Genomic DNA, 23442 nt, shown 5'->3' with positions numbered 1-23442 from the left:
GAAGATTAGCCGTTCTTGCGAGCGATAGCCTTCTTAGCAGCCTCTACGATGTGAGCAGCGGTCAGACCGTACTCCTCGCGCAGGAAGGACTCAGCGCCTACCTGGCCGAAGCGATCCTCAACGCCTACCATCTCCATCGGAACCGGGTTGTTCTTGATAACAACGTTAGCAACAGCAGAACCCAGACCAACCTTAACCTGATGGTTCTCAGCGGTTACGATAGCGCCGCACTCAGCAGCGGAATCGAGGATGAGCTGCTCGTCGAGCGGCTTCCAGGTGAACATATCGATAACCTTGGCAGAGATACCCTCAGCAGCCAGCTGCTCCTGAGCCTTCAGTGCCTCGTCTACCATGATGCCGGAAGCGATGATAGCTACGTCCTTGCCTTCCTTCAGGGTAACGCCCTTGCCGATCTCGAAGTCAGAGCCATCGCCGTAAACGGTGGTGAAGCCCTTACGGATCATACGCATGTAGGAGAACTTGCCGGATGCTGCCAGCTTCTTGGTCAGGCAGTTGATCTGAGCGAAGTCAACCGGGTCGATAACAACTGCTTCCGGTACGGACATGTACAGAGCGCAGTCCTCGAACGGCATGTGGGTACCGCCGTTGTATGCAGCGCATACGCCGGGGTCGGAACCGATAACGTGTACCGGCAGCTTAGCGTAAGCTGCGGACATGAATGCCTGGTCAAATGCACGGCGGGAAGCGAAGCAGCCGAAGGAGTGCATGAATACGGTGCGGCCGGTAGCAGCCAGACCTGCAGCAACGCCCATAGCGTTAGCCTCTGCGATACCTGCGTTTACGGTCTGCTCCGGGAAAGCCTTAGCCAGCTTGCCGGTATTGATGCAGTTCTCGAGGTCGCAGTCAACATGCATAACCTTGCTGTCCTTCTCCATCAGGTCCAGCATAGCGGTAACGTAACCGTCACGGTTGTTACGAGAATCCTTCTCGTGCTTGCCAATCAAAGTAAAGCTCATGTTCAATACCCTCCCTTACTGTGCCTTGATCTCAGCGAGCTTCTTCTCAGCAGCAGCAATGGCTTCATCCCACTGCTCCTTAGTCGGCTGAGAGGAGTGCGCGCCAGTGCCTTCAGCAAAGGTGGCGCCCAGGCCCTTAACGGTGTTCAGGACGATGCAAGTCGGTACGCCCTTGGTGTCGTAAGCGAGCTGAACAGCGTCGTAGATCTGCTCTACGTCATTGCCGTCCTGCAGCTCGATCACGTTCCAGCCAAATGCTGCGAACTTAGCACCGATGCCCTTGCCGTGGCTCATAACCTTGTCAACAGCACCGTCGAGCTGGTACTTGTTGTCGTCTACGAAGCAAACGAGGTTGTCCAGCTTGTAGTGAGCTGCGAACTGAGCAGCCTCCCAAACCTGGCCCTCATCGCACTCGCCGTCGCCAACGAATACGAATACATGGCTGTCGCGGCCGTCGAGCTTGTTGCCCAGAGCAGCACCGGTAGCGGTGGACATGCCCTGACCGAGAGAACCGGTCGTCAGGTCAACACCGGGGGTCTTGGTGCGGTCGGTATGGGACGGGAAATTGGTGTGCGGCTGATTGAGGGTATAAGCGTCCTCGATCGGGTAGAAACCCTTCAGACCGAGGGTAGCGTACATAGCCGGACCAGCGTGGCCCTTGGACAGCACGCACCAGTCACGATCTTCCCAATGCGGGTTCTTCGGATCAACCTTCATTACTTCGCCGTACAGAACTGCCAGCGCATCAATAACGGACATTGCACCCGGAACGTGGCCGAAGCCAAGCGAACCGACGGTCTTCAGGGTCTCCACACGGATTTCCTGAGCAAATACACGAAGCTCCTGCATCTTTTCTGCTTTCTGCATTGCATACACCTGCCTAATTCAAAATATAATTTTCTCTCCGCGGAACAGGTTCCAGCGTACAGCGGCACAATGCCACTGTTTTACGAATACAAGTGTATCACCAAACCGCCAAAATTTCAACCGAAATTCCTGCATTTGTTCGCAAAATTCCAATTTCATTCAAACGCCTTATGGAAAATATCTAATTTATTTCGAGTAAAATTAGGTAATTTGTTGGTTATCTGCTGGTTATATGTATTTATTTTGTTGGTAAACCTCTTGCAAAACGGTAAAAATATATTTTCAAAAGGGGTATCCCGCCCTGTTTCTGCTGTTTGTCTGCGTATCCCTCTCCCCGCAGACGGGTTACCGCTCCTCTCCACGCTCACTGCCAGAAATTATTTTTGAAAGGCGGTTTTACGGATTTTTCTCACCTTCTACCGTTCTTCGCCGCGAGTTTTCATGCATTTCCGACCTTTTCCGCCAAATTCATGCCATATTCTCATTCTTCGGAGCGGTGGACATTTGGTTACAAATTTGATAAACTAAAGAAAACATTGTGGATACATTCGGATACTACTGGGCGGATATTATTATGTGGGAGCTGTGAATATGAAAGTCAGCCGTCTCAATTCGATAGAGCAATATGTCATCTCGCGCGAGACCGTCAGCATTGACGAGCTGTGCGAGGTTTTTGGCGTGTCCAAGAATACCATCCGCCGCGACCTGAACGAGCTTGAGCAGCGCGGCCACATCACCAAGGTATACGGCGGCGTGACCGCTACGGTGCCCTCGGGTGCCGTGCCGACGCCCATCCGTTCGGGTCTCAACCAGATCGACAAGTCTCTCATCGGCCGTCTGGCCGCCGAGGAGGTCGCGGATGGCGATACCATTTTTATCGACTCCGGCACGACCACCCTGTGTCTGCTGCGGTTTCTTGTAGCAAAAAAGCGGATTACGATCATCACACACTCGCTCGGCGCGCTGAGCGAGGCCTCCAAGTACGATAACCTTAATATTATCTCGCTCGGCGGCATTTACAGCCCGACTACGGATTCGTTTGTCGGCCTGTCCGCGATCGAAGCGCTGTCCACCATGCGTATCAACAAGGCGTTCATGGGCGCGACCGGCGTGTCGCTGACTGCAGGCATGACCAACACCACCTTCCTCGAAGCCGAGATCAAGCGTGCCGTTGTTCACCGCGCGGATAACATCTACGGCATGGTCGATTCGTCCAAGATCGGCAAGGAAGCGATTGTCACGTTCTGCCACCTCAAGGACCTGACCGCGTTCATCACCGACTGCGAACCGCCGAAGGAGTACGTTGATCTGTGCCATGCAGAAAATGTAAAACTGAGATATGAGTAACGTAAAGGGAGCAAATCACACGATTTGCTCCCTTTTTCATTTATCCAGGAACCAGACTCCGGCATTGAGATAAGCCGCGTACACCAGCCAGACTAGGTATGGCACGAGCAGCCATCCCGCCTGCTTGTCAATACGGTAAAACGCCCTTGCGGTGACGAGCACGAGCGCCAGCAGCAGGATCAGCCACCAGAACGCCGTTCCGTACAGCCCAACGCGAAAAAACAGCAGCGGCCACACGAAATTCACTGCAAGCTGCGTGTAATACAGCGCGAGCGCGTTGCTTCGCTCCGGCGAGCCGGACTGCCGCACGCGCAGGCTCGCCCAGCCCATGAGCACATAGAGAATCGTCCACGCAACGGGGAATATCCATGCCGGCGGTGCAAGCGGCGGCTGCACCAGCGCCGCATACTGCGACATGCTGCCCATCGTCAGCCACGCCGCAAGTCCGCCGACCGCCAGAGGCAGTGTAAAGCTGAAAATCTTCATTCTCCGTCCCTCCCGTTCCTATTTATATGGAGCGAGAGGGATTTTATTCATTCACAGCTCTCTTTTCCGGTAAATGCCCACACCGATGCGCCAGCATACCGCGTACACGATGGCCCCGATGATCACCAGTCCGCCGAAGAACGCCGTAAGCTGTCCGACCGACCAGCTGTCCATGCCGCCGACAGCCTGCACAAGTTTATTGAACGCCGGATGCTTTTTGACGACGGTCAGCAGGATGATCGGCACCCACACCACGGCAATGAGGAAATACCGTCCGCGATCCAGACCAAATCGCAGGATGAGCGCCATGTCAATGCCGGTCAGTGCCAGACCAACCGCTTCGCACGCCAGCAGACCGAGCATATTCTCTGCCATTGCATTGCCGTAAAAAATATCCATACTCGCAATGTACGCGGTTCCCAGCAGGAAAGTTACCAGATTCACCAGCAGACAGAGCACAAATTTACTGCTCACCACGTCTTTTCGGGAGATGGGCAGCGACAGACTGAGCTTATCCCAGCCGTAGGCTCGGTCACTGCTCATCAGCGTTGCGGGCACCATCAGCGACAGCATCACCAGAATAAACGACACGAACGACGCATTGTTTTCCCACGTCAGTGAAGCCACCGCAATGACAGCCACCACTATCAAAATTGCCTTCATCGACCGGCGCAGATTCATCCAGTCCGCATACAGCATTGCTTTCATCTTGCGTCCTCCCCTCTCGTCAGGAACAGCATGATCTGTTCGATGTTGACCGGCTCAACCGGCCAGTTCTCCGGTACGCCGTCACGTCTTACCAAGGCTTCACAGCCGAACGTGCCCACGCGCTTTGCCCGCACGGCAGACGGGTCAAGGGCGTCCAGCTGATCGGCGGTGCAGCGCAGTATACCGCAGGTGTCGAGCAGCTCGTCGCGCGGCTCGCTCAACAGCACCTCGCCCTTGTGGATGAAGGTGATCTCGTCCGCGATTTTGTCCAAATCGCTCGTGATGTGGCTGGACAGCAGGATGGCGTGCGTGTCATCCTGCATGAAGTCGTACAGCAGATCGAGCACCTCATCCCGCACGACCGGATCAAGGCCGCTCGTCGGCTCATCAAGCAGCAGCAACTCCGCGTCATGCGACAGCGCTGCCGCGAGATTCAGCTTGGTTTTCATGCCCTTGGAGTAGTCCCTGATGGCCTTTTCTCGGTCAATGCCGAATTTTTCGATGTACGACGCAAACTGCTCCGCATTCCAGTTTTTGTACGCTCTGCCGAGCAGCGTGCTCACCTGTACGGCGCTCATCGTGCTCGGGAAACCGCCGTCCTCGAGCACCACGCCGATCTTCTCACGGACAGACGGATTCGAGCCGTGTCCCCCCAGCACGGTAATCTCGCCGCTGTCCGGCCGGATGAGGTCGAGCACCGCCTTGATAGTCGTTGTCTTTCCGGCACCGTTTTCTCCTATTAAACCCATTACCGTGCCTCTCGGCAGAGTAAATCCCACATTGCGGAGCGCAAAGCCGCCGTATTTCTTACAGATACCGTGCAGCTCCAGTGCATTCTCTCTCATAATCCTTCCTCCTCAAACAGTGTCCGTGCCAACTCTGCAAACTCGTCCGCAGACAGTCCGGCCAGTCTCGCCGCCTGCACAGCGTCCGTCAGGTGCTGCTCTGCCGTGCGAAGCTGCGCTTCCCGCAAACGTTCGCTGCTGACCGGTGCAACAAAGCTGCCGCGTCCGGTCTGGCTGGTGATCAAACCTTCGCGCTCGAGCTCCTCATACGCACGCTTGGTCGTGATAACGCTGATGCGCAGTTCCTTCGCCAGCAGGCGCATAGACGGCAGCGCCTCCCCCGGCTGCAGCTCTCCGCCGAGGATTTTCGCCTTGATCTGACGTGTGATCTGCTCGTAGATCGGCGTGCTGTCCATGTTGGATACTATGATGTCCATGCCATCCCTCCCTCTTTTATTGTATATACTCATTATATACAATATGAGCAATATGTCAAGGGATAGATTTCCACCAGACGCGATTTTTCACAAACGAAGCGGTTTGAGAGATGGCGGTTTTTCACACGCTCAACGCAAAGCACAATTCCCGCTGAAAAATTTTATAGTATTTTTATACAAACTGCCGAACATTTTTTCTTGCATTTCGACGAAAATCACGCTATACTGTAATTGTTCAAAGAAAGTGCTTAAAAACAGCACAAACGCCGCAAAACGCAGCTTTACTAATTGACTATCTCTCTTTTTTCCTTTCTTTTTTACTCTTTTCTTCTTTGTGATCGGATCACACCTCCCGATCACAGCAAAGCAGGCTCGGTTTTATCCGAGCCTGTTTTGTTTTTGTCTGAAAATTTTATTTCCCGTGTTGCAAATTTTGCAGACGCCTAACCGCAGGGCACCCAAAACACCGTTAACCGGGCGCGTTCGGTCGTGCTACGGGCGCACACTGTACTCCCATACGATACACCTTGCATAAACCAGAAAAAAACCGCGTTCATTTTCCATTCTCAATTACACACAAAAAAGAACCCGAAACCAAGGCTTAATAGTGACAAGTAACTATTTTGTCGCAGAGAACGGTGTGACCCGAAGGTCACGCCGTTTTTCTGTGTTCATAGGTTGTTTGCGTGATGATAGGCTCGGAAATAACGGGAATATCTACATCGTCCACGAAGTTGAAGAAAATCTTCACTTTCTGCTTGCGCTTGCCGCTGGATTTGTCCGGGGCATAGACGATGATTTTCTTGATATACTCGTTCACGATGGTCTGTGTCAGCTCCTCCACATCCACATATTTCTGTGTCAGGGCGATAAAGGCATCCAGACCGTCGTTCATTTCTTCCCGCTGTTCCACCCATTCTTCGATAACTTCAATTTCGAGCTTTAACCGTTCCTGCTCCGCTTCATAGTCCGCAGACATCTTTCTGTATCTGTCCTGATTGAGATTTCCAAGAACATAGTCCTCGTACAGCCGGGCGATGATGACATCCAGATCGGCAAGGCGTTTCTTTGCCTGTTCCAGCTTCTTTTTGTCATCCCGGATGCTGCGCTCCTGGTCAGTCCTGCGGCATTGCAGCCATTCCTCCTGAAAACCGTCCACATCGCTTCGGATATACTCATTGACTGCCCGGATGCGTTCCAGAACGATTTCACGAAGCACATCTTCCCGGATATAGTGGGCAGTACAAGTACCACGGTTGCTCTTGTAGTTGTTGCAGACGTAGTGATCCTGCTTGCCCTCAAAGCTTTTGCTTGTGGCAAAGTGGAGCTTGCCGCCGCAATCGGCACAAAACAGAAGCCCGGAGAACAATCCCTGCCGTTCCGCTTTTGCGGGGCGGCGTTTGTTTTTCCTCAGTTCCTGCACCCTGTCAAACTGTGCCTGAGATACAATCGCTTCCTGTGTGTCCGGCAGATAAAACATATTCTCCGGCTCATTGGGAATCCGCTTTTTCAGCTTGTAGGACTTGGAATAAGTCTTGAAGTTGCAGGTACAGCCTGTGTACTCCTGCCGTTCCAAAATCCCTGCAATGGACTGGTTGCCCCAGTGGTACGGTCTTTCCGGCATCGGCTTTTTCTTTCGCTTGGCATAGAGTGCCTTTGCGGTCATAATCTGCTTTTCTTCCAGAATCCTTGCAATCTGCTCCGGGCCTTTGCCGTCAATGCAAAGGTCGAAGATGAGCTTGACTACCGGAGCCGCTTCTTCATCCAGAATCCAGTGATCCTTGTCCTCCGGGTCACAGCGGTATCCGTAGGGCGGTTTGCCCATGTGCTTCCCACTGGTTCCTCTCTGCCGCAAACTGACACGGACTTTCTTGCTGGTATCACGGGGATACCACTCGTTGAACAGATTACGGATTGCGGCGAAGCCCTCGCTGTCTCCCCGGTTGCTGTCTACGCCATCATTTATAGCGATAAAGCGGACATCATAACTCGGAAAGATAATATCCGTATATTGTCCAACAGTCAGATAGTCACGACCAAAGCGGCTGAGGTCTTTGACCAGCCAGCAGCCCACAAGCCCCTGCTTGACAAGCTCAAAGCCTTCCTGCACACCGGGACGATTGAAGTTCGTCCCCGTATAACCGTCATCCACCAGAATTTTCAGGTTTGTATACCCGTGGTCACGGGCATATCGGGTTAAATACTCTCTCTGATTTGCGATACTGTTACTCTCGCCTTCCTGGGCATCCTCGTTGCTCAGACGGCAATAGAGAATGGTAATTTTCTGCTGATCCAACATAATATCCTCCTTCGGTGGTTGGTCAGCCGACAGTACCGTTGTGCATATTGGAATTATATCATGCTTTTGTGTCGCAGTCATTAACAAATCACCCCCTTGTCAGAAAAAATGAGCCGTTTTACCTTGTCGGTAAGTGGCTCATTTCCATCACACTCCGTTTCAATCACATACCATGTGTTTCCGATCTTGCACTCAATGGTTTTGCAGAAAGAGGACTGTGCCGCTTCCCAACGCTTGCGGCATTCTTCCAGAAAATCAATAGGCGGCTCAAAAATCGGATCGAAGCAGGAGCAAATATCAATATAGCCGATGGCATCGTTGATTTCTTCCATCGGGGCATCTTCCATAATCATCTTGTTAATTTCATCTACGGTTTTCTTCATAGGCAAATAGTTCCTTTCTTAAATTTCCATGTCCTGTCCACGATTGCGGGCAGGGTGTTTGTGTTCATACAGTTCCTTTCCCCTGGCGAGGATGGCATTGATAAAAGCCCAGACCTTTTCAGATGCAATCTCAATCGCATCCAGGAAAGGCTGGGCTTTTTGTTTCAGCTCCTCATAGTCTTTGTTCAGTTTTTCAAAACGGTCTTTCCATATCTTTGCGTTTTTATCTGCCTGCTCGAATTTCTGCTTGTATTTCAGCTTCTCAGACTTTTCCGCAAAGCTGCTGACCGCATAATCCTTTAGCGTGCGGCACTCATCCGCCGTCATGGTAACATTTCCCGTAATGGGATTTTTCTTGCCCATCGACTCAATCTCATGTGCAGTCATAGCAACAGACTTAGCAGCCTGAGTTTCCTTTTTCAGAGCTTCCAGTTTCTTTTTCTGCTTCTCCGTGGCAGCTTTGGCATCCGCTAAGCTCTGCTCGGCCTGTGCCACCTGTCCGGTCACAGCTTCCAAACGCTGCTGTTCGGCCTGTACCTTGAACTGTGTCACCGTCAGATGTTCTTCGGTGCTGCCACATTCTCCACGCTCTACATCGGTATAACCAGCGTTTCGCATGAAATTGAAAAAGTCATCCTGCAGCACACTGTAGGACGACTTCAAAATCTTTTTCCCTTTTGCGTTCAACATAGGATTTCCGTTTTCATCAAGAACGGGTTTGGATTCCCACTTCTTACTGCGGCTGACCTGTGTGATCGTTTCCTTTACCGTTCCCCGGAGGGATTCATCCTTGCATCGCTTCGACCACAGGATTTGTTTCTCCACCACCGGGATATAAACCACATGAAGGTGATAGTGGTACACATCCTCACCCAGAGCTTCCGACATTGCCCGGTTGCGCTCGTCGGCATGCATTACAGCGGAGAGGATATACTGCTCACCGCCCACGATCTCCACGGCGGCTTTATAGGCATCGGCATAAAACTGTTTTGCAAACTCATAGCCGCCGTGGTTGTAGAAATAAGCGGAGTTCACATCGAAAACCAACTCGCCATATTTGACGGCATCCGGTTTCAGCCCTCTGGTGGAGATGATCTTGTCCTGCTCCATCTGCTCAAACATTTTTACATAATCGTCAGTGGGAGACTTGAAGTGAACATTCAGCGCAGTACGTTCCGGCACGATGTCCACATTGGAATAACGGTCTTTTTCACGCTCATTGTGTTCCTGTACTTTTGTCACATCATCCGGAGTTTCCAAGTCCTGATTTCTGGCTAAGGTACGATCAATTCCATCATTTCTTGCCATAGATTTTTGTCCTTTCTTTAAGATTTGCAGACAGCGGAGGGCTGAGGAACGGCACTTTTTCAAAGTGTAATAACCCACTATTACACTTTCATCCATGCTGGCTACAAAGTGCCGTGGGCTCTCCGAGGGCTCTCCCGAGGGGGAATGCGGTCACTGCGGTGACCTCTGCTGACCAAGGCAAAATGTCTGCGCCTTTTACCTTGGTCAGCCCGTCTGCATGAAGCTGTTCTGCGGAACATTTCTTGCAGACGATGGCAGCGAAAACCGTATCTTTCACTGCCTGTCCATGGGCAGCACTGCGGTGCGCCTATGGGGACGGGAGATGCGGAGGGCTGTTGCCGGGGTATCACTTCTCCCGTCTTTTCTGCCATACGATGTCGTAACCAAGCACAGCGGCAAGCTCCAATACTTCCTTGTATCGTATACTTTCCCGCTGTAATTTTGCGGACAGGTTGGAAACGCTGTCGCTCCATCCGTACTCGTCCGAGAGCAGGTCAACAACTTCCTGCATGGTCATCCCGGCACGGATGATCTGTGCCTTTATTTCGTTGCGTATATTCATATTGATAAAATCCTCCATAATTCAGTTCATGTGTCGGTGCAACCTCTGCGCTCCAAGGTGGAGTGGATGCACCGAACAGTGAAAAATCTGCAATCTCCGAAATCCGTTCAGAATTTCGCTTGTGATGTCCTGTCCATATATGACCATATCCCACTTTGCCGTTTTGTGTGGTTTGGTCTGGAACAGTGAAAACACCCATTGTTCCGTGAACAGGGTACACGGTTCAGAGAAGCACGATTTCGTGAAATAGTTTCGTCCTGCGGTCAAAAACTTTGCTGTTTCCATTACCATTGATTTTTAATGCCCGAAAACAGGTCAGCTTTGAAAGCTGCTGTTTCCTATAACGGAAGAAAACAGGGGTAAATGCTGCGTACATACGTACAGAGCATGACTGGCAAAATCAATCCCGCCAGTCCTCCGGTACGTACGTACACGGCGAAACATCGTAAAATCCATTTATATGAGGTCTTGCCACAGCTTCCACGCCCATAAAGCCCCACACCCGCCGTCCGGCAGAGTTGGTGATGTTGTTGCAATGCTCCAGATTGAATCTCCCGGCATTGGCAATCATGGCATCGCTGAAGCTACGGGCTTTCAGCGGTGCAAGGGAGTTTTCCTCACACCACATCCGGTAGATTTCATAGAAATCCTTAGAGCTGATGGAAGCATCCGCTTTCAATCGGATGTATCCCTCCGACTCCATGAAATCAAAGATATTGTTGTTGTCACGCTTGACCGCTTCCCGGTTTTTCCGGATACGGTCACTCTCCGTAAACTTAAAGTTGTTGGCAACAAGCCGCTGCAAGCCTTCAAATGCCCACAGGAAGATACCCTCGGCTTCAGCTTTCATCTTCTCTGCAAGGTCAGGATCATCGGCTCTGTCCATGGGCTTTTCTTTGGTGGTCAGCACAAGCTGTCTGCGGTAAAAACCATCGCTGCGATCATATAGGGCTTGCAGATCACCATTGCTGAATGCCAGCAACCGGGCAAACATCCAGCCCTGATAACTCTGCTTGCCCTTGCGTTCCAAGTCCATTTTGCCCTGTGCAGTCACGATGGATTTTACATAGTTGGTCTGACGCAGAGCTTCCATCCGCATATCATCATCCACGCACAGCAGGATGTGTTCCAGATCGGCACGGGCAAAACGGTTTTCAGAAATCTTCCCGATGCTGCCGTCTTTCATATTCGTGCCGAAGATGGTGGACAGCACCGCACCGATTTGAGATTTACCCTCGCCACCGTTGCCTTTAATCACCATCATGCGCTGCCCCTTGTTGGAGGGAATCAGGCAATAGCCGATAAACTCCTGCAAAGTTGGAATGTCCTCGGCGTAAAGCAACCCATCCAGAAAGTTCAGCCAGATCACCGGTGCAGGAGCATCGGGATTATAGCCGACAGGCAGACGGCTTCGCACGATAGCCGGTCTGCCTTCGGTGAAAGTGCCGTTCAAGAGCAGCGTACCGTTGGCAACATGGATGCGATCCTGCTCCGGAGGGAAGTCAGACACCTGCGCTTCCAGTTTCAGCACTTCCAGAATGTTGGTGATCTTCCGTGGGATGTTGTTCACGGCACAAAATTTCAGCTTGTCGTAAATCTCCCCACGCAGAGGAAGGTCATCCGTCACTCGACCATCGGGCGTGAAAAAAGCTCCGTTTGCGAAGATGATTCTGCGCTCATGCAGAAATTCTTCACAAAACAGAGCTTCGTTGATGTTCTGCCCGTCAAACCAGACAGGAAAATTCATATTAGGCGTTTTCCGGTTCTTCGCCACGGTGCGCCACCTCCTTTTTCTTTCGTGCGGTATACTCTTGCAGAAAAGCAATTTTGTCGTCCTGCATCAGCTTGTCCACCAATGCCACCCGTTCTTCCAGATCACCCACCGTCAGCACATCTGCCATATATTCGATATAGCAGTGCATCTGGCAGGCTTCCACAAAACGGTCATCCAGAGCATCTTCCGGTGTCTTGGGTGCGTATCGTATTTTCCAATCTTCCAGCAGATGCAGATAATCCGTCAGCACCCGGAAACACAGCATTTCATTCTCCCGGAACTGACGGATATAGGGACGCTTTGGCTTGACCATAGCTGCGGCAGTGGGCGGTTTCGGGTCAAGCCCGAAGTCCGCAGCCAGCTTTTGCGCTGCTTCATAACTGCTCAGATCGAACAGTCTTGCCACAAGGTCGATTACATCCCCCTTGGCTCCGCAGCCGAAGCAGAAGAAATAATCCTCGTTCAGCTTCAAGCTCGGATGCCTGTCGTTGTGGAACGGGCAGCAAGCCATACCATTGCGGTTGACATTCAGCCCGTAGTGTTTTGCGGCTTGCTTTACGCTGATTGCCGCCTTGATGATTTCATAGATTGTCATAGAAAAACCTCCGTTCATAGTATTTAGAAAGCACGAAACACCCGCCGTGATTGGCAGGGGTTTGGCTCCTTCTACTATGGTTATGCCGGATTTTTCAAAAAACAGGCTAATCGGAGGACAACCCCGTTTCAAAAAACAGGACAACTTATGGATAGATGTAGATTTCTTTACATTAGCATGATAGAATTAAGAAAATGAAAAAACAGGACAGGAGGGGCAAGCATGAACCAAGAACTGATGACATTGGATTTTTGGCAGGATACGGTCATATATGAGGGAAAAACACTTCCTGTCGGCGCTCTTGCCTGTGATGCGCTGAATGTCCCTGCGGATACCATCGCAAAGATGAACGAGCAATGCGAGAAAATCAATCTGCTGCTTGGAATATTAAACGCCGGACAGGATGCTTCTGCACTCTGTCCTATTGCAAAGGAAGCTGCTCTGACGATGCTCGATATTCTCAGTCAAACACCGCCGTTCTCCTATATGAATATCTCAAAGCACAGAGAACGGATTGAAAAAGTCTTTACTGTGGACAATGCGCTGAAATATGTGGAGTTTGCCATAAAAGCCGCAACCAATTCTTTGCAATTTGAAGAAATCCAGAACTTTGCCGATGCGATGATGCTCCAACGCTATACCGCAGTTTTCGGGCATCTGGCATACTCCCTTGGGGAATACCAAACGGCCATGCTTGATTTTGCAGAAAAATCAGACGGCAATGAAGCAGAACGCACCGCAGAGGGTTTTGCAAAAATGTTCGGCGACTATTTTCCGCCGGAGTTCTCTATCACGGAGGGCAATGCCTGGATGTCTACTTTGAATAATTCCGTTCAGTATATATCGGTCATCCGTCCCGGCGAAAAAGTTGCGAAGCTGGTCAAGCGGATGCACTATGTATCCTTTGTAGGGATGTTCCGGTCTGATCTTTTTGAGGGCTTATGTGTTGGTCATGCCCCGAAAAAATGCAAAATCTGCGGCAAGTGGTTCCTCACCACCAACGCAAGGCACACCAAATACTGCGGCGGCTATGCACCGGGGGACAAGCTGCACCGCACTTGCCGACAGATCGGCAACCTGAAAGGCAGAGAACAACGGGAGCTTGCGGACGATCATCCGGTGAAACAGATTTATGAGAAACGGCTGAACACCATAAACCGCTATGTGCAGCGTGGTACTCTGGACGCTGATCTTGCAGAGGTTATGAAAAAGCTGGCAAAGGATAAAATGCTTCGAGCGCTGAGCAATGTCGCCTATGCCAAAGGTGATTACGAAAAAGAGATGGGACAGGCTGCTTTGAAGAAAGAAGCAAAATTACGGACGAAATGAGGAATATGTAATGGCACAGAAATATGATTTAACTGATATTGGGAATGCGCTTAGCCGGGTTATGGACAATCCTATGACCAAAATAATCCGTTCTGGCTCTATTGGTGTGTTGGGCGTAGTAAACCCAGTTGCGGGAATTGTAGGCGGAATAGGAAATGATCTTCTATCTGAATACAATACCTTCAAACTCGGCCATCTACTGAACGGTCTTGCATCTGGCTTTAATCTCGAAAGAAGATTGAACGAGCTTTACAACTATGTAAACTCCAGCCCGGAAAAGGCTATTATCGTAGCCAATCTGTTCAAACAAACCGTAAATGCAGAATGCCCAAAGGTTTGCGTTATTTATGGTCTAATTCTTGCAAACCATTTAGAAACACTTACAGAATTCACGCACGAAGAATTGATTGTCTGTAAAGCTTTGGAAAACGCTACGGATTATGATCTGAAGAATTTCAAAGAAATAATGGAGAACTATCTTAAGCCAACATCAAATGGAAGAAGAATTGTATTTCCAAAAGACTTTGCAGATATTGCTGCTTTCACCACCACATGCGATTGGTGTGTATATAATAGAATCTTTGTTTCTCGCACAGCAGAGTGGGGTGAAATGGAAGAAGGCATTTTGGATATGAGCACGTACTATTACGAGGCAAATCCTGCATCTGTTCTTCTGGATAATATAAATGCTGCAAGACAAACTTGGAATTATGGTTAATTATTCCCGCTGATTACTTAGAAGGGAGGTGCGCTATGCTAAATGATTTTTCGTGGAACATGACCGGATACATACCGAAGCACCAAGTTAATCCACACGGTGACGGCATCATCCCCTATGTGGCAGAGCGCATCTTCCAACTGGAACCGGAACCGCCAGCGGTGGACAGTCTGAATGAATATATCCTGTCTGCTTTGCGGGAAAAGAATTTGCTATATTTTTCGTTCTTTCTGCACCACTACGAAACGCAGCTCAACAAGCGCATCAAAGGCTTTCTCAGTGTGGACGGCGGCAATCTGTACGACACAGACCGATTTATCGATATAAAGATCTCCTGCCGGGAGCAAATGCTCCAAAAGCTGATGGACTATGATCCTGCCAAGGGTGCGGAGTATGCTACATACATCTATCCGTTCATCTGGGATTCTATGCTCCGTTTCCGCATGGGCGAAGAAAAATGGTCGGTATCCTCTCTGACCAATTACAAAATGGTGCGATCAATGGCGTGGCTGTACCATAACACCAAAGATGCGGTCAACCAGTTTTCCAAGAAGTATAACTGCGACCTTGCTCTTGCGGAAGAATATCTGAAAGTTGTCCGTGGAATCCGCAACCAGCAGCCGTTCTATATAACGGACGAGGACGGCGAGGAAACAGGCGAGGATATAGCCCTTGACGATAGCTGGAACTATACCGACATCCTCTGGAACGGCATACAAGCAGAAAAGGTACAGCGGGCATTTGAGAAGCTGAATTACCGGGAACAGACCTTGCTCGAAAAACGGTTAGCAATCTGTATGACCTGCGGGCGAGTTGGCTCATGGAAGAACCGCCCCACTTTTGAAGAATTGGCGATTATGTTTGAGGGCAGCACTGCCAGCGGTGCAGAGCGAGCCTACCGGAAAGCGGCGGACAAACTGACAGAACTGCTGGTTGCCGAAGGTGCGCTCCATGCTGTCCGGCTGAAACAGAAATCCAAAACCAAGCGCAAAAAGAAAATCGCCGCCGCAATCTACGAATATCAAGCAGACTGCGACGGCGAATGGGGCGAAATTTCAGTTGATTTTGAGAACGGCACAGCAGAGATTATCCGACTTGCTGATTGGGATACAATTAAAACGAACTGGTTTGCCAAGGAGGCGATCCGGTATATTTTATCATTGTCGCCTGATGCTCTTACAAAATATATGCTCGTCCCCCTTGAGCCGCCACTTATATCTTGAATCCTTACAACCACTGTAAGTGGTATTTGCTGTGTTCCCATGCTATCATTTTATTACAAATGATAGGAGGTATTCACATGAAACCCATTTTGAATATTGAAAATTTAACAAAAATCTATGGCAATGTGCCAAGTCAAACAAAGGCACTGAATGGGATCACCTTCCAGGTGATGCCGGGAGAGTTTCTCGGCATTATGGGAAGCAGCGGTTCCGGTAAATCCACACTGCTCAATTGTATTGCGACTGTGATTCAACCCACAGGTGGAAGCATTCAGGTGGAAGGCGATACTCTGCAATCCCTCAAGGGAAAGGCTCTTGCAGAGTACCGTGGCAAAAAAGTTGGTTATCTATTCCAGAACTTTGAATTGCTGGACAACCTGACTGGCAGGGAAAACATCCTGCTCCCGACTTCCTTGCATGGGGTATCCGAAGCAGAAAGCAGCCAGCGGCTGAAGCAGTTGGCTGACTATCTGGAAATCACTGATGTTCTGGATAAGTTTCCGTCCAAGATGTCCGGCGGCCAGCGTCAGCGTGTTGCGGCAGCAAGGGCTCTGATCTTACATCCCCAAATGATCCTTGCCGATGAACCGACGGGTGCGCTGGATTCTAAGAACGCAAGAAGTCTTATGGAGAAGCTGTCCGGCCTGAATCGTGACGAACAAGCTACGATCCTGATGGTAACCCATGATTCCAATGCCGCCAGCTTTTGCAAGCGCATTCTGTTCATCCAGGACGGCGTGATCTTTCATGAGCTTCGGCGTGGAGACGAAAGCCAGCAGGAGTTCTACGGGCGCATCCTGAAGGTGATGGCGCAACTGGGAGGGGGCAGCGCAAATGTTCTCTAATCTCATTCTTCGGAACAGCCACCGCAGCCGAAAGGAAAACGGTCTGTTTTTCAGCTCCCTGGTGATTTCTATTGTTGCCTTTTACATGATTCTTTCCATCTCCACTCAAGATGTGATGCTCTTTTTGCAGAAAATGGAGAGTGACGCAGTTGACAAACTCCTGCTTCTGATTCCTGCGTTTTATGGGATGACCCTCGGTATTCTGTTCTTTTTGATCTATTTTGCCTGCAAGTATCAGTTCGAGCGCAGACGGCATGAGTTTGGTGTTTATCTAATGTTGGGGATGCGTAGAAGTAAACTGTTTGGTATGCTTCTGGCGGAAGATTTCCTGACCAGTATTCTTGCCATGCTCATAGGCTTACCTGTGGCTGTGGTGCTTTCAGAAATTGTCAGTCTTGTCACCGCCAAGCTGGTAGGCATGGGGATCATCGGTCATCAGTTTTCTTTATCCTGGTCTGCAATTGAATGGACGCTGGCAGGATTTCTGGCAATTAAGCTGACGGCACTTCTGATTTTGAGTGGACGAATCAGCCGCCAGGAGATCGGTACTTTGCTATCCCAGCCAACGAACCGCCCCAAAAAGCAAATGCCATCTGTTATCTATGGACTGGCTGCTATATGCGGAAGTGTGATGTTGGCAGTGGCTTACTACATGGCGATTCAGGGAATTGCATGGACAAAGGTAAGTATGATGGGACTGACTTTGCTGTTGGGCATAGTTGGTACGATGCTGCTTTTCTATGGGATGCGTGCGCTGATTGCTTTGATTGTTAAGAAAGGAAAAGGAAATAAGCAGCTTCATGTATTTACCTTCCGGCAGATTCAGGAGAATGTTATTCATCAGTCAACCTCCATGGCCATCAGCTCCCTGCTGATTCTGGCGGCGCTGTGTTGTTTTGGTGCGGGCGTAGGAATTGCAGGAACGAATAGCCTGTCTTCTGGCCATGTAATCGACTATACTTTTGAAGATCATACTGCAGAAGATTCATCGCAGGTTCTTCCGAATATAAAGGCAGCCCTGAAAGAAAACGGTTTGGAAAATCAATTTTCAGAGCTTTTTGAAATGAGGGTTGGGCGTATTCGCACCACAGAAGATTATGATAATGCCTACAGCATGGACGCTGTTATGGACTCTCTTCGGAGCCTGCCCCAGTCGGAAGACCGGGATGTCCTTCTGAACAATCTTGGTTATGCCACATACCCATATTTGATTTGTTTATCGGACTATAATCGTTTGTTGGAATTGTCCGGCAAACCGGCTCTCCAATTAGGCGAAAAGGAGGCCGCTGTCTATATTGATACAGAGTTTACTACGGTAAGTCGTACCGCAATGCTGAACCAAGTATTGGCCGGACAGCCCAAGGTGGAACTGGATGGTAGTCCGATTCATCTTACAGGAGAGGTTCAGTCTGTGAATTTGGTCACGGACCGTTCTATAACCTTGTCCTTTGCATTGATTCTTCCGGATGAAGCATTCCTATATTATAGCCAGGGAATGTATGATACCTATGTCAATGCGGTGCTCAGTGAGCAGGCTCTGGATGGAAATAGCCTTATGACTGCATATTTGGATTTGAACGAGAAGCTGGACGAAACTGGCATTGAATATGAAAGCTATCTTCAGAATATAGGTCGTCAGCTTTTCTACACCATAGCATCCAGTTATATTACCCTCTATCTTGCGATTGTTTTCCTGGTAGTTGCCAACACCATCGTGGGTGTTCAGTTCCTGATGAGTCAGCAGAAAACCGGGCGCAGATACCAGACCCTGATCCGCCTGGGAGCTACTTACGAAACCCTTTGCCAGTCTGCTGGAAAGCAAATTACCTGGTTTATGGGACTTCCTGTATTGGTTGCGGCTGTCAGCAGTCTGTTTGGAGTCAGGGCGTTATTTACAGGGATACTCTCGTCCCGAACCCGTGGGACAGTGTCTGAAATGCTGCTTGTATCTGCTGCTATGATTTTACTACTTTGCGTGATAGAATATATTTATATGAGAGTGGTCAAGCGCTCCAGTGATCGGTATTTGCTGACACTGATGCAGCCGCAGAGAGAAGAATAATTTGGAAGGAGGTGCTGTCATGAAAAGAATTGCTGTTGTGGAAGATGAAGTCTATATGCGGGAAGAACTCTGCGATATGCTCCAAAAGGACGGCTATCTTGTGGAGGCAATTACCGAGTTTGAAGATGCCGCTCGGCTCTTGGCAGCCCTCCGCCCTGACCTTGTGATCTTAGACCTGAACTTGCCGGAGATCAGTGGCTTTCAAATCTGCCAGGAGCTAAAGAATAAAACTGCTATCCCCGTCCTGGTGCTGACTTCCAGAGATCAGGTAAAGGATGAACTGCAAGCGTTCCAGTTGGGTGCCGATGAATATTTGACGAAGCCGTGCAGAAAAGATCGACTTCTTGCCAGGGTATCCAATATTCTCAAAAGGTATGAAGGCCGTACCAATCTCATAGAGGGACCAGATTTCCTGTTAGACCAGCAGACCTACACGCTTTATATTCATAATACCTCTGTGGTGCTTCCAAAAAATCAGGGAAAACTGTTGGTCGCTCTTTTGTCCGGCGGCGATGCTCTGGTCACGACGGAGCAGCTTTGCATGGCACTATGGGGAACCACGGAATACATAGATGAAAATGCCTTGCAGGTTAACCTAACCCGGCTGAAAAAAACGATGTCCGCCCTTGAAATGAAGCAGCGAATCGTTGCAGTTCGAGGAATGGGCTACCGTTTGGAAGCGGAGGTGTCTCTATGAAGCAGCTTTGGCACATGATAGAACGGTACTACCCCTGGCTTCTGTTGCTGCTGGGCGTGGATTGCTTTTGCGCTGTCATTCTTTGGATTTCTGACATTCAGGTATTTCAAACCTTGATCGGGTTAGTAGTTCTGACGAGCATCCTTTTGTTTTCAGCGATTCTGTTTGTACTAAACAAGAGGGAGAACACCCACATGGAACTGTTCCGAGATTTCCTCAGTGATCCTACCATCTGCAATGAAGAACGGCTGCTCAGTGCCATTAGTCAGAAAGAAGGAGAATCTGTCCGATTTTTGGCTTCGGTTTTACGGGAATACAAAAACGAGAGTAACAATATGGCGGATGCCCTACGGGACTATGAAGAATACGTGGAGGGCTGGGCACATGAAGCGAAAACGCCCCTATCGTTGCTGACCATGCTCTTGGATAACCGGAACGATGAAATCTCTCCTTCCCTGCAAGCAAAGCTGGATTATGTCCGCAGTCAGCTTCAGGAGGATGTCACGCAGATGCTGTACTATGCCCGGTTGAAGAGCAGTACAAAGGATTACCGATTTGAGGATGTCAATTTGAATGACTGCTTGGGTGAAGTTCTGGAGGACTATGCCCCACTTCTTGAAGAGAAGCATTTTGTCATTCTCAACAAACTGCAATCTGAAACAGTCTATACAGACCGTAGAGGACTTCAGTTTATGTTGGGACAAATCGTTAGCAATGCCATCAAATATAGCAGCGATAGTCCCATGCTTACAATTTCCGTGATACATTCGGAGACTGCAGATATCCTTTCTGTTGAAGATAACGGCATTGGCGTAAAAAAATATAATCTGCCGTACATTTTTCAAAAGGGCTTTACCGGGGATTCTACTGACAGCAGAAAGAAGGCTACCGGTATGGGACTTTACCTGGTTAAGAAGATGGCCGACGATCTAAATCTTCATCTGGAAGCAGCTTCCCAGTGGGGAAAGAGCTTCAAGATTGTCATCTTCTTTCCTAAATTGAGATCCAACGGAGGGAAATAATATAAACAGAAAAACGCCCGCAGGATTTTCTCCTGCGGGCAGCGTGTTGTCAGCTATCCCAAGGCTTGTATTCTGTTACAGTTTTCAAATAGGTTTCGGGATCGCCGTTCAAGATAAGGTCTGCATACTCCAAAGGAGCGTTGTAGATCAAATAATCCAGCTCTGACCGCTGATACATATTGTCAGCAATCTCGTTCTCAACGACGATAGTGTCAATCGCAATCATACTGCCGTCGCTGAATTTCACTTCCACACAGCAATTATCCATATTGTAGGCACAAGATATTAAGGTTTTCATGGTATGTCCTCCATAATTCGTAATATAAAGCGAAAATCCCGTCTGACTTCCTGTTAGAAATCAGACGGGATTTGTCCGTATGCACCCCGGAAACCGTCAGCTAACAGTTGATAAGTAAATTAGTTCCTTATCACTGTTAAGCCAAGGTTTCGGGTTCTTTGCGTCTCTGCGCTTACTTCATAATGATCAGTGCCATGAACACAAGGTCGGTATCGCCGGTATTATCCAGCGCATGACCGGTGCCGTCCGGACAGAAGGTCACATCGCCCGCCTTGACCGGATAGGACTTCTCACCGTCGCTGTACGAGCCTTCGCCGCTCAGGATGTAGTACGTCTCGGTCTCGCCGTGGTGCTCGTGGAAGCCGAGCGTGCAGTTCGGCTCGATGGTTACCTTTGCATACAGGCCGCACTTGCCGTCCAGTTCCTTCTCACCGAGCAGGCGCTCGATGATAACGTGGCCCTTGCCGCCAGCCATCTGCTCTACCTTATCTACCTGATGTTCGCTTGCAGTCGTAATCATAATTCTTTCCGCCTTTCTTGTCCCGGGCAATACCGCATGATTGAAGCTGCAGTGCTGCCCCTGCCGCTCACGCGGGTTCTTATCCAATTCCTATTATAGCGGTTGCAATCCAAATTACAAGATAAGATTTCCATTTCCGCGAAAAATTTACTTTGCCGTCATGCCATACACCGGAAAGCCGATACGCACCTTAAACTGATCGCCGTCCACCGAAACATCGAATGTGCCGCCGCAGGCTTCGGTATAGCTTTTCGCGATGGCGAGACCCAGACCGCTGCCCTCGGTCGAGCGCGCCGCGTCACCGCGGACAAACCGTTCGGTGATCTCATCAGCAGCAAAGTCCATCTCGTAGTTGGCGGTGTTTTTGAGTTCAATAATTGCCTGACCGTTCTCCTCTGCAACAGAGAGGAACACGCGCGTGCCCTTGAGCGCATATTTCACGCAGTTGCCGATGAGATTCTCCAGCACGCGGGACAGCTTTCGTCCGTCCGCCCAAATGGGCAGCTCCCGCTCGGGAATGGCGGCTTTGACGGTCAAGCCGCTCTCCTGTACGGCCTTGTCCTGCTCTGCGAGCGCCTGCCGGGCGAGCGTGCACGCATCCAGCCGTTCGCTGATGATCTGCTCCGCGCCCGACTGCACCTTGGAGATATCGAACAGGTCGCTCGTCAGATTCTTGAGCCGCAGGCCCTTTTGATGGATAATGTGGGCGTAATCGTTGGCCTCCTCCGGCGTTAAATCCATTTTTCCGAGCAGATCGGAGTAGTTGAGGATGCTGGTCAGCGGCGTTTTCAGGTCGTGGCTGACGTTGGTGATCAGTTCGCTTTTCATGCGTTCCGCGCGGACTTCGTTCTGCAGCGCCGCCTGCATGCCGTCACCGAGCGAGTTAATGTCCTCGGCCATTTCAGCGAACACACCCTCCGGCATATCGGTCAGCTTGAAGCCGAGGTCGCCCGCACGCAGCCGGCGCAGCGCGTCCACGATACGCTCAAAGCCGGTGATGCGTTTGATGAGAAAGTAACCTGCCGTGAGGAACCAGACCGCGCCGAGCACGAAGACAAAAAACGAGCCGCCTACTCCGCCGAACACCGCCGCGAGGAACGTGAGAACAACCGAATACGCCGTAAAGAGCAGCACAACGTTGCGCGTTTTGTAGTCGCGGAACAGCATGCGGCGCAGTTTTCCGAAACTTTGCCGGATGCACTTGCATACCTTAATAAAGGTTCGCCAGCACCAGAGGATGAATCGAATCGACCAGCACTGCTTGACGAAGCTGCGGTTCTTGATCACACGCACGAGCGACAGCGTAAGTTCAAGTGCGAACGCAAACGCCGCGACGAAAAACAGGATGGACGGTACGAGCAATATCGACATATCGTTTGTGCCGTTCAGCAATTCACCCATCAGTGCCAGATTCAGTCCGCCTGCCGTACCGAGCACCGCCCAGAAGCACATCACGTTCACTTCCACCGGCAGGCGGTCGATGGTGACAAGGTGCACGTCCTCATCCTCCGGCTTGCGGCCGGTGACGAACAGCAGGAACACGAACAGCACCAGTGCAATCACCGTCAGCACAATCGCCCGATGGAGCACGCCGGTAATCTGCGTCTTCTGCGTTTCCCACTCAGCCTTGATGGGTGCAGCCTGTGCGTCCGTGAAGCGCACCAGCAGCAGGGTGTTAGACGGGTACGGATTGAACTTATTGAACTTCCAACCTTCCTCTGCCGCATCCTCCTCGGTGTAGTAGCCGTAACTGCCCGTCTCCTCATCGTAAACCGCAAGCGGATAGCCGTAGTACATTCCCACGTTGGACTGCACATTGCCACCCGGCCGTGTGATCATGTAAAACGCAGATTTTTTTGCCGCGGCTTCGGTCAGCGTGTCATCGCCGACCGTTTTATCGCCCATACGGCCGAAATAGTTTCCCGCAAAATCCGTATGCTGCCTGCTGAATTCCGCTGCGTCCATGCCATCCTCAAACGCATTCGCCATTTCAGCACACATTATGCCGAGCTGCTGATGCATATAGGACGAGTCGGCAAAATCACCCTCAAAGCGATAGACCATTTGGTCAAGGCCGTTCGCGGCGAAGCCCGCTATCGTGTTCTCTCCGATGAACATCGCACCTGCAAAGCATCCCACAATGCACACAAACGCGATAAGCTTTACTGCCGTACTGCGTAAGATCCCCTTGATATTCATA

General features: G+C 50.3%; 23 protein-coding genes. 8 read left to right on the top strand and 15 right to left on the bottom strand.

What is annotated here, in order from left to right; genetic code table 11:
- Positions 1 to 5 precede the first annotated feature (5 nt).
- Together PGS25_RS03380 and PGS25_RS03375 are read right to left on the bottom strand one after the other, a co-directional pair.
- On the bottom strand, positions 6 to 977 hold the full coding sequence (locus PGS25_RS03380; RefSeq protein ID WP_110436473.1) for a transketolase family protein: 972 nt from the start codon (positions 975 to 977) through the stop codon (positions 6 to 8).
- A 15-nt stretch (positions 978 to 992) separates the two neighbouring features.
- Positions 993 to 1844: a transketolase gene (locus PGS25_RS03375; RefSeq protein WP_117491065.1), complete on the bottom strand. Its 852-nt coding sequence runs from the start codon at positions 1842 to 1844 to the stop codon at positions 993 to 995.
- A gap of 591 nt (positions 1845 to 2435) precedes the next feature.
- Here PGS25_RS03375 and PGS25_RS03370 point away from each other — a divergent pair.
- On the top strand, positions 2436 to 3191 hold the full coding sequence (locus tag PGS25_RS03370) for a DeoR/GlpR family DNA-binding transcription regulator (protein ID WP_270417712.1): 756 nt from the start codon (positions 2436 to 2438) through the stop codon (positions 3189 to 3191).
- 36 nt (positions 3192 to 3227) lie between these two features.
- Here PGS25_RS03370 and PGS25_RS03365 read toward each other — a convergent pair whose 3' ends face one another.
- The 10 genes from PGS25_RS03365 to PGS25_RS03320 all read right to left on the bottom strand — a co-directional run bounded on the left by PGS25_RS03365 (position 3228) and on the right by PGS25_RS03320 (position 12528).
- Complete coding sequence (locus PGS25_RS03365; protein WP_270417711.1) at positions 3228 to 3677, bottom strand: TspO/MBR family protein; 450 nt, start codon at positions 3675 to 3677, stop codon at positions 3228 to 3230.
- A gap of 51 nt (positions 3678 to 3728) precedes the next feature.
- The gene (locus tag PGS25_RS03360) at positions 3729 to 4385 is read right to left on the bottom strand and encodes an ABC-2 transporter permease (protein WP_270417710.1); all 657 of its coding nucleotides are present in this window, start codon (positions 4383 to 4385) and stop codon (positions 3729 to 3731) included.
- Positions 4382 to 5230: an ABC transporter ATP-binding protein gene (locus tag PGS25_RS03355; RefSeq protein ID WP_270417709.1), complete on the bottom strand. Its 849-nt coding sequence runs from the start codon at positions 5228 to 5230 to the stop codon at positions 4382 to 4384. Before PGS25_RS03355 ends, PGS25_RS03360 begins: the two co-directional genes overlap by 4 nt.
- Positions 5227 to 5607, bottom strand: coding sequence for a GntR family transcriptional regulator (locus PGS25_RS03350; protein ID WP_118360428.1), 381 nt, complete (start codon positions 5605 to 5607; stop codon positions 5227 to 5229). Before PGS25_RS03350 ends, PGS25_RS03355 begins: the two co-directional genes overlap by 4 nt.
- 652 nt (positions 5608 to 6259) lie before the next feature.
- Positions 6260 to 7987 (bottom strand): recombinase family protein, encoded by a 1728-nt coding sequence (locus PGS25_RS03345; RefSeq protein ID WP_033121835.1) that lies wholly within the window; start codon positions 7985 to 7987, stop codon positions 6260 to 6262.
- The gene (locus PGS25_RS03340) at positions 7987 to 8289 is read right to left on the bottom strand and encodes a hypothetical protein (protein WP_033121834.1); all 303 of its coding nucleotides are present in this window, start codon (positions 8287 to 8289) and stop codon (positions 7987 to 7989) included. Before PGS25_RS03340 ends, PGS25_RS03345 begins: the two co-directional genes overlap by 1 nt.
- 18 nt (positions 8290 to 8307) lie before the next feature.
- Complete coding sequence (locus tag PGS25_RS03335) at positions 8308 to 9597, bottom strand: plasmid recombination protein (protein ID WP_033121833.1); 1290 nt, start codon at positions 9595 to 9597, stop codon at positions 8308 to 8310.
- 346 nt (positions 9598 to 9943) lie between these two features.
- On the bottom strand, positions 9944 to 10165 hold the full coding sequence (locus PGS25_RS03330) for an LLM class flavin-dependent oxidoreductase (RefSeq protein ID WP_347003522.1): 222 nt from the start codon (positions 10163 to 10165) through the stop codon (positions 9944 to 9946).
- A gap of 394 nt (positions 10166 to 10559) precedes the next feature.
- A complete protein-coding gene (locus PGS25_RS03325; RefSeq protein ID WP_117347204.1) occupies positions 10560 to 11906 on the bottom strand; it encodes a DNA primase family protein in 1347 nt (448 codons plus the stop codon).
- A gap of 1 nt (position 11907) precedes the next feature.
- On the bottom strand, positions 11908 to 12528 hold the full coding sequence (locus tag PGS25_RS03320; protein WP_033121509.1) for a CHC2 zinc finger domain-containing protein: 621 nt from the start codon (positions 12526 to 12528) through the stop codon (positions 11908 to 11910).
- Between the two features lie 222 nt (positions 12529 to 12750).
- Here PGS25_RS03320 and PGS25_RS03315 point away from each other — a divergent pair, with 222 nt between their 5' ends.
- The 7 genes from PGS25_RS03315 to PGS25_RS03285 all read left to right on the top strand — a co-directional run bounded on the left by PGS25_RS03315 (position 12751) and on the right by PGS25_RS03285 (position 20424).
- Positions 12751 to 13857: a DUF6076 domain-containing protein gene (locus PGS25_RS03315; protein WP_270417708.1), complete on the top strand. Its 1107-nt coding sequence runs from the start codon at positions 12751 to 12753 to the stop codon at positions 13855 to 13857.
- Between the two features lie 10 nt (positions 13858 to 13867).
- Complete coding sequence (locus PGS25_RS03310) at positions 13868 to 14575, top strand: hypothetical protein (protein ID WP_055228676.1); 708 nt, start codon at positions 13868 to 13870, stop codon at positions 14573 to 14575.
- 35 nt (positions 14576 to 14610) lie between these two features.
- Entirely contained in the window at positions 14611 to 15798 is a 1188-nt protein-coding gene (locus PGS25_RS03305; RefSeq protein WP_270417707.1) for a hypothetical protein, read from the top strand.
- Positions 15799 to 15875: 77 nt separating this feature from the next.
- Positions 15876 to 16643: an ABC transporter ATP-binding protein gene (locus PGS25_RS03300; RefSeq protein ID WP_033121505.1), complete on the top strand. Its 768-nt coding sequence runs from the start codon at positions 15876 to 15878 to the stop codon at positions 16641 to 16643.
- Complete coding sequence (locus tag PGS25_RS03295) at positions 16633 to 18705, top strand: ABC transporter permease (protein ID WP_055228677.1); 2073 nt, start codon at positions 16633 to 16635, stop codon at positions 18703 to 18705. The genes PGS25_RS03300 and PGS25_RS03295 overlap by 11 nt, the downstream gene beginning before the upstream one ends.
- Before the next feature lie 19 nt (positions 18706 to 18724).
- The gene (locus tag PGS25_RS03290; protein WP_055228678.1) at positions 18725 to 19402 is read left to right on the top strand and encodes a response regulator transcription factor; all 678 of its coding nucleotides are present in this window, start codon (positions 18725 to 18727) and stop codon (positions 19400 to 19402) included.
- Positions 19399 to 20424 carry a sensor histidine kinase gene (locus tag PGS25_RS03285; protein ID WP_055228679.1) on the top strand — a complete coding sequence of 342 codons (1026 nt, stop codon included), beginning with the start codon at positions 19399 to 19401 and terminating at the stop codon, positions 20422 to 20424. The genes PGS25_RS03290 and PGS25_RS03285 overlap by 4 nt, the downstream gene beginning before the upstream one ends.
- Positions 20425 to 20473: 49 nt before the next feature.
- Here PGS25_RS03285 and PGS25_RS03280 read toward each other — a convergent pair whose 3' ends face one another.
- The 3 genes from PGS25_RS03280 to PGS25_RS03270 form a co-directional block, all read right to left on the bottom strand.
- The gene (locus tag PGS25_RS03280) at positions 20474 to 20722 is read right to left on the bottom strand and encodes a DUF6061 family protein (RefSeq protein WP_033121501.1); all 249 of its coding nucleotides are present in this window, start codon (positions 20720 to 20722) and stop codon (positions 20474 to 20476) included.
- Positions 20723 to 20894: 172 nt separating this feature from the next.
- On the bottom strand, positions 20895 to 21242 hold the full coding sequence (locus tag PGS25_RS03275) for a cupin domain-containing protein (protein ID WP_270417706.1): 348 nt from the start codon (positions 21240 to 21242) through the stop codon (positions 20895 to 20897).
- A 147-nt stretch (positions 21243 to 21389) separates the two neighbouring features.
- A complete protein-coding gene (locus PGS25_RS03270) occupies positions 21390 to 23441 on the bottom strand; it encodes a sensor histidine kinase (protein WP_270417705.1) in 2052 nt (683 codons plus the stop codon).
- Position 23442 lies beyond the last annotated feature (1 nt).

Source organism: Butyricicoccus sp. AM78-15b2TA (assembly GCF_027665985.1).
Classification (GTDB): domain Bacteria; phylum Bacillota; class Clostridia; order Oscillospirales; family Butyricicoccaceae; genus Agathobaculum; species Agathobaculum butyriciproducens.
This window is presented reverse-complemented; position numbering and strand designations above follow the sequence as displayed.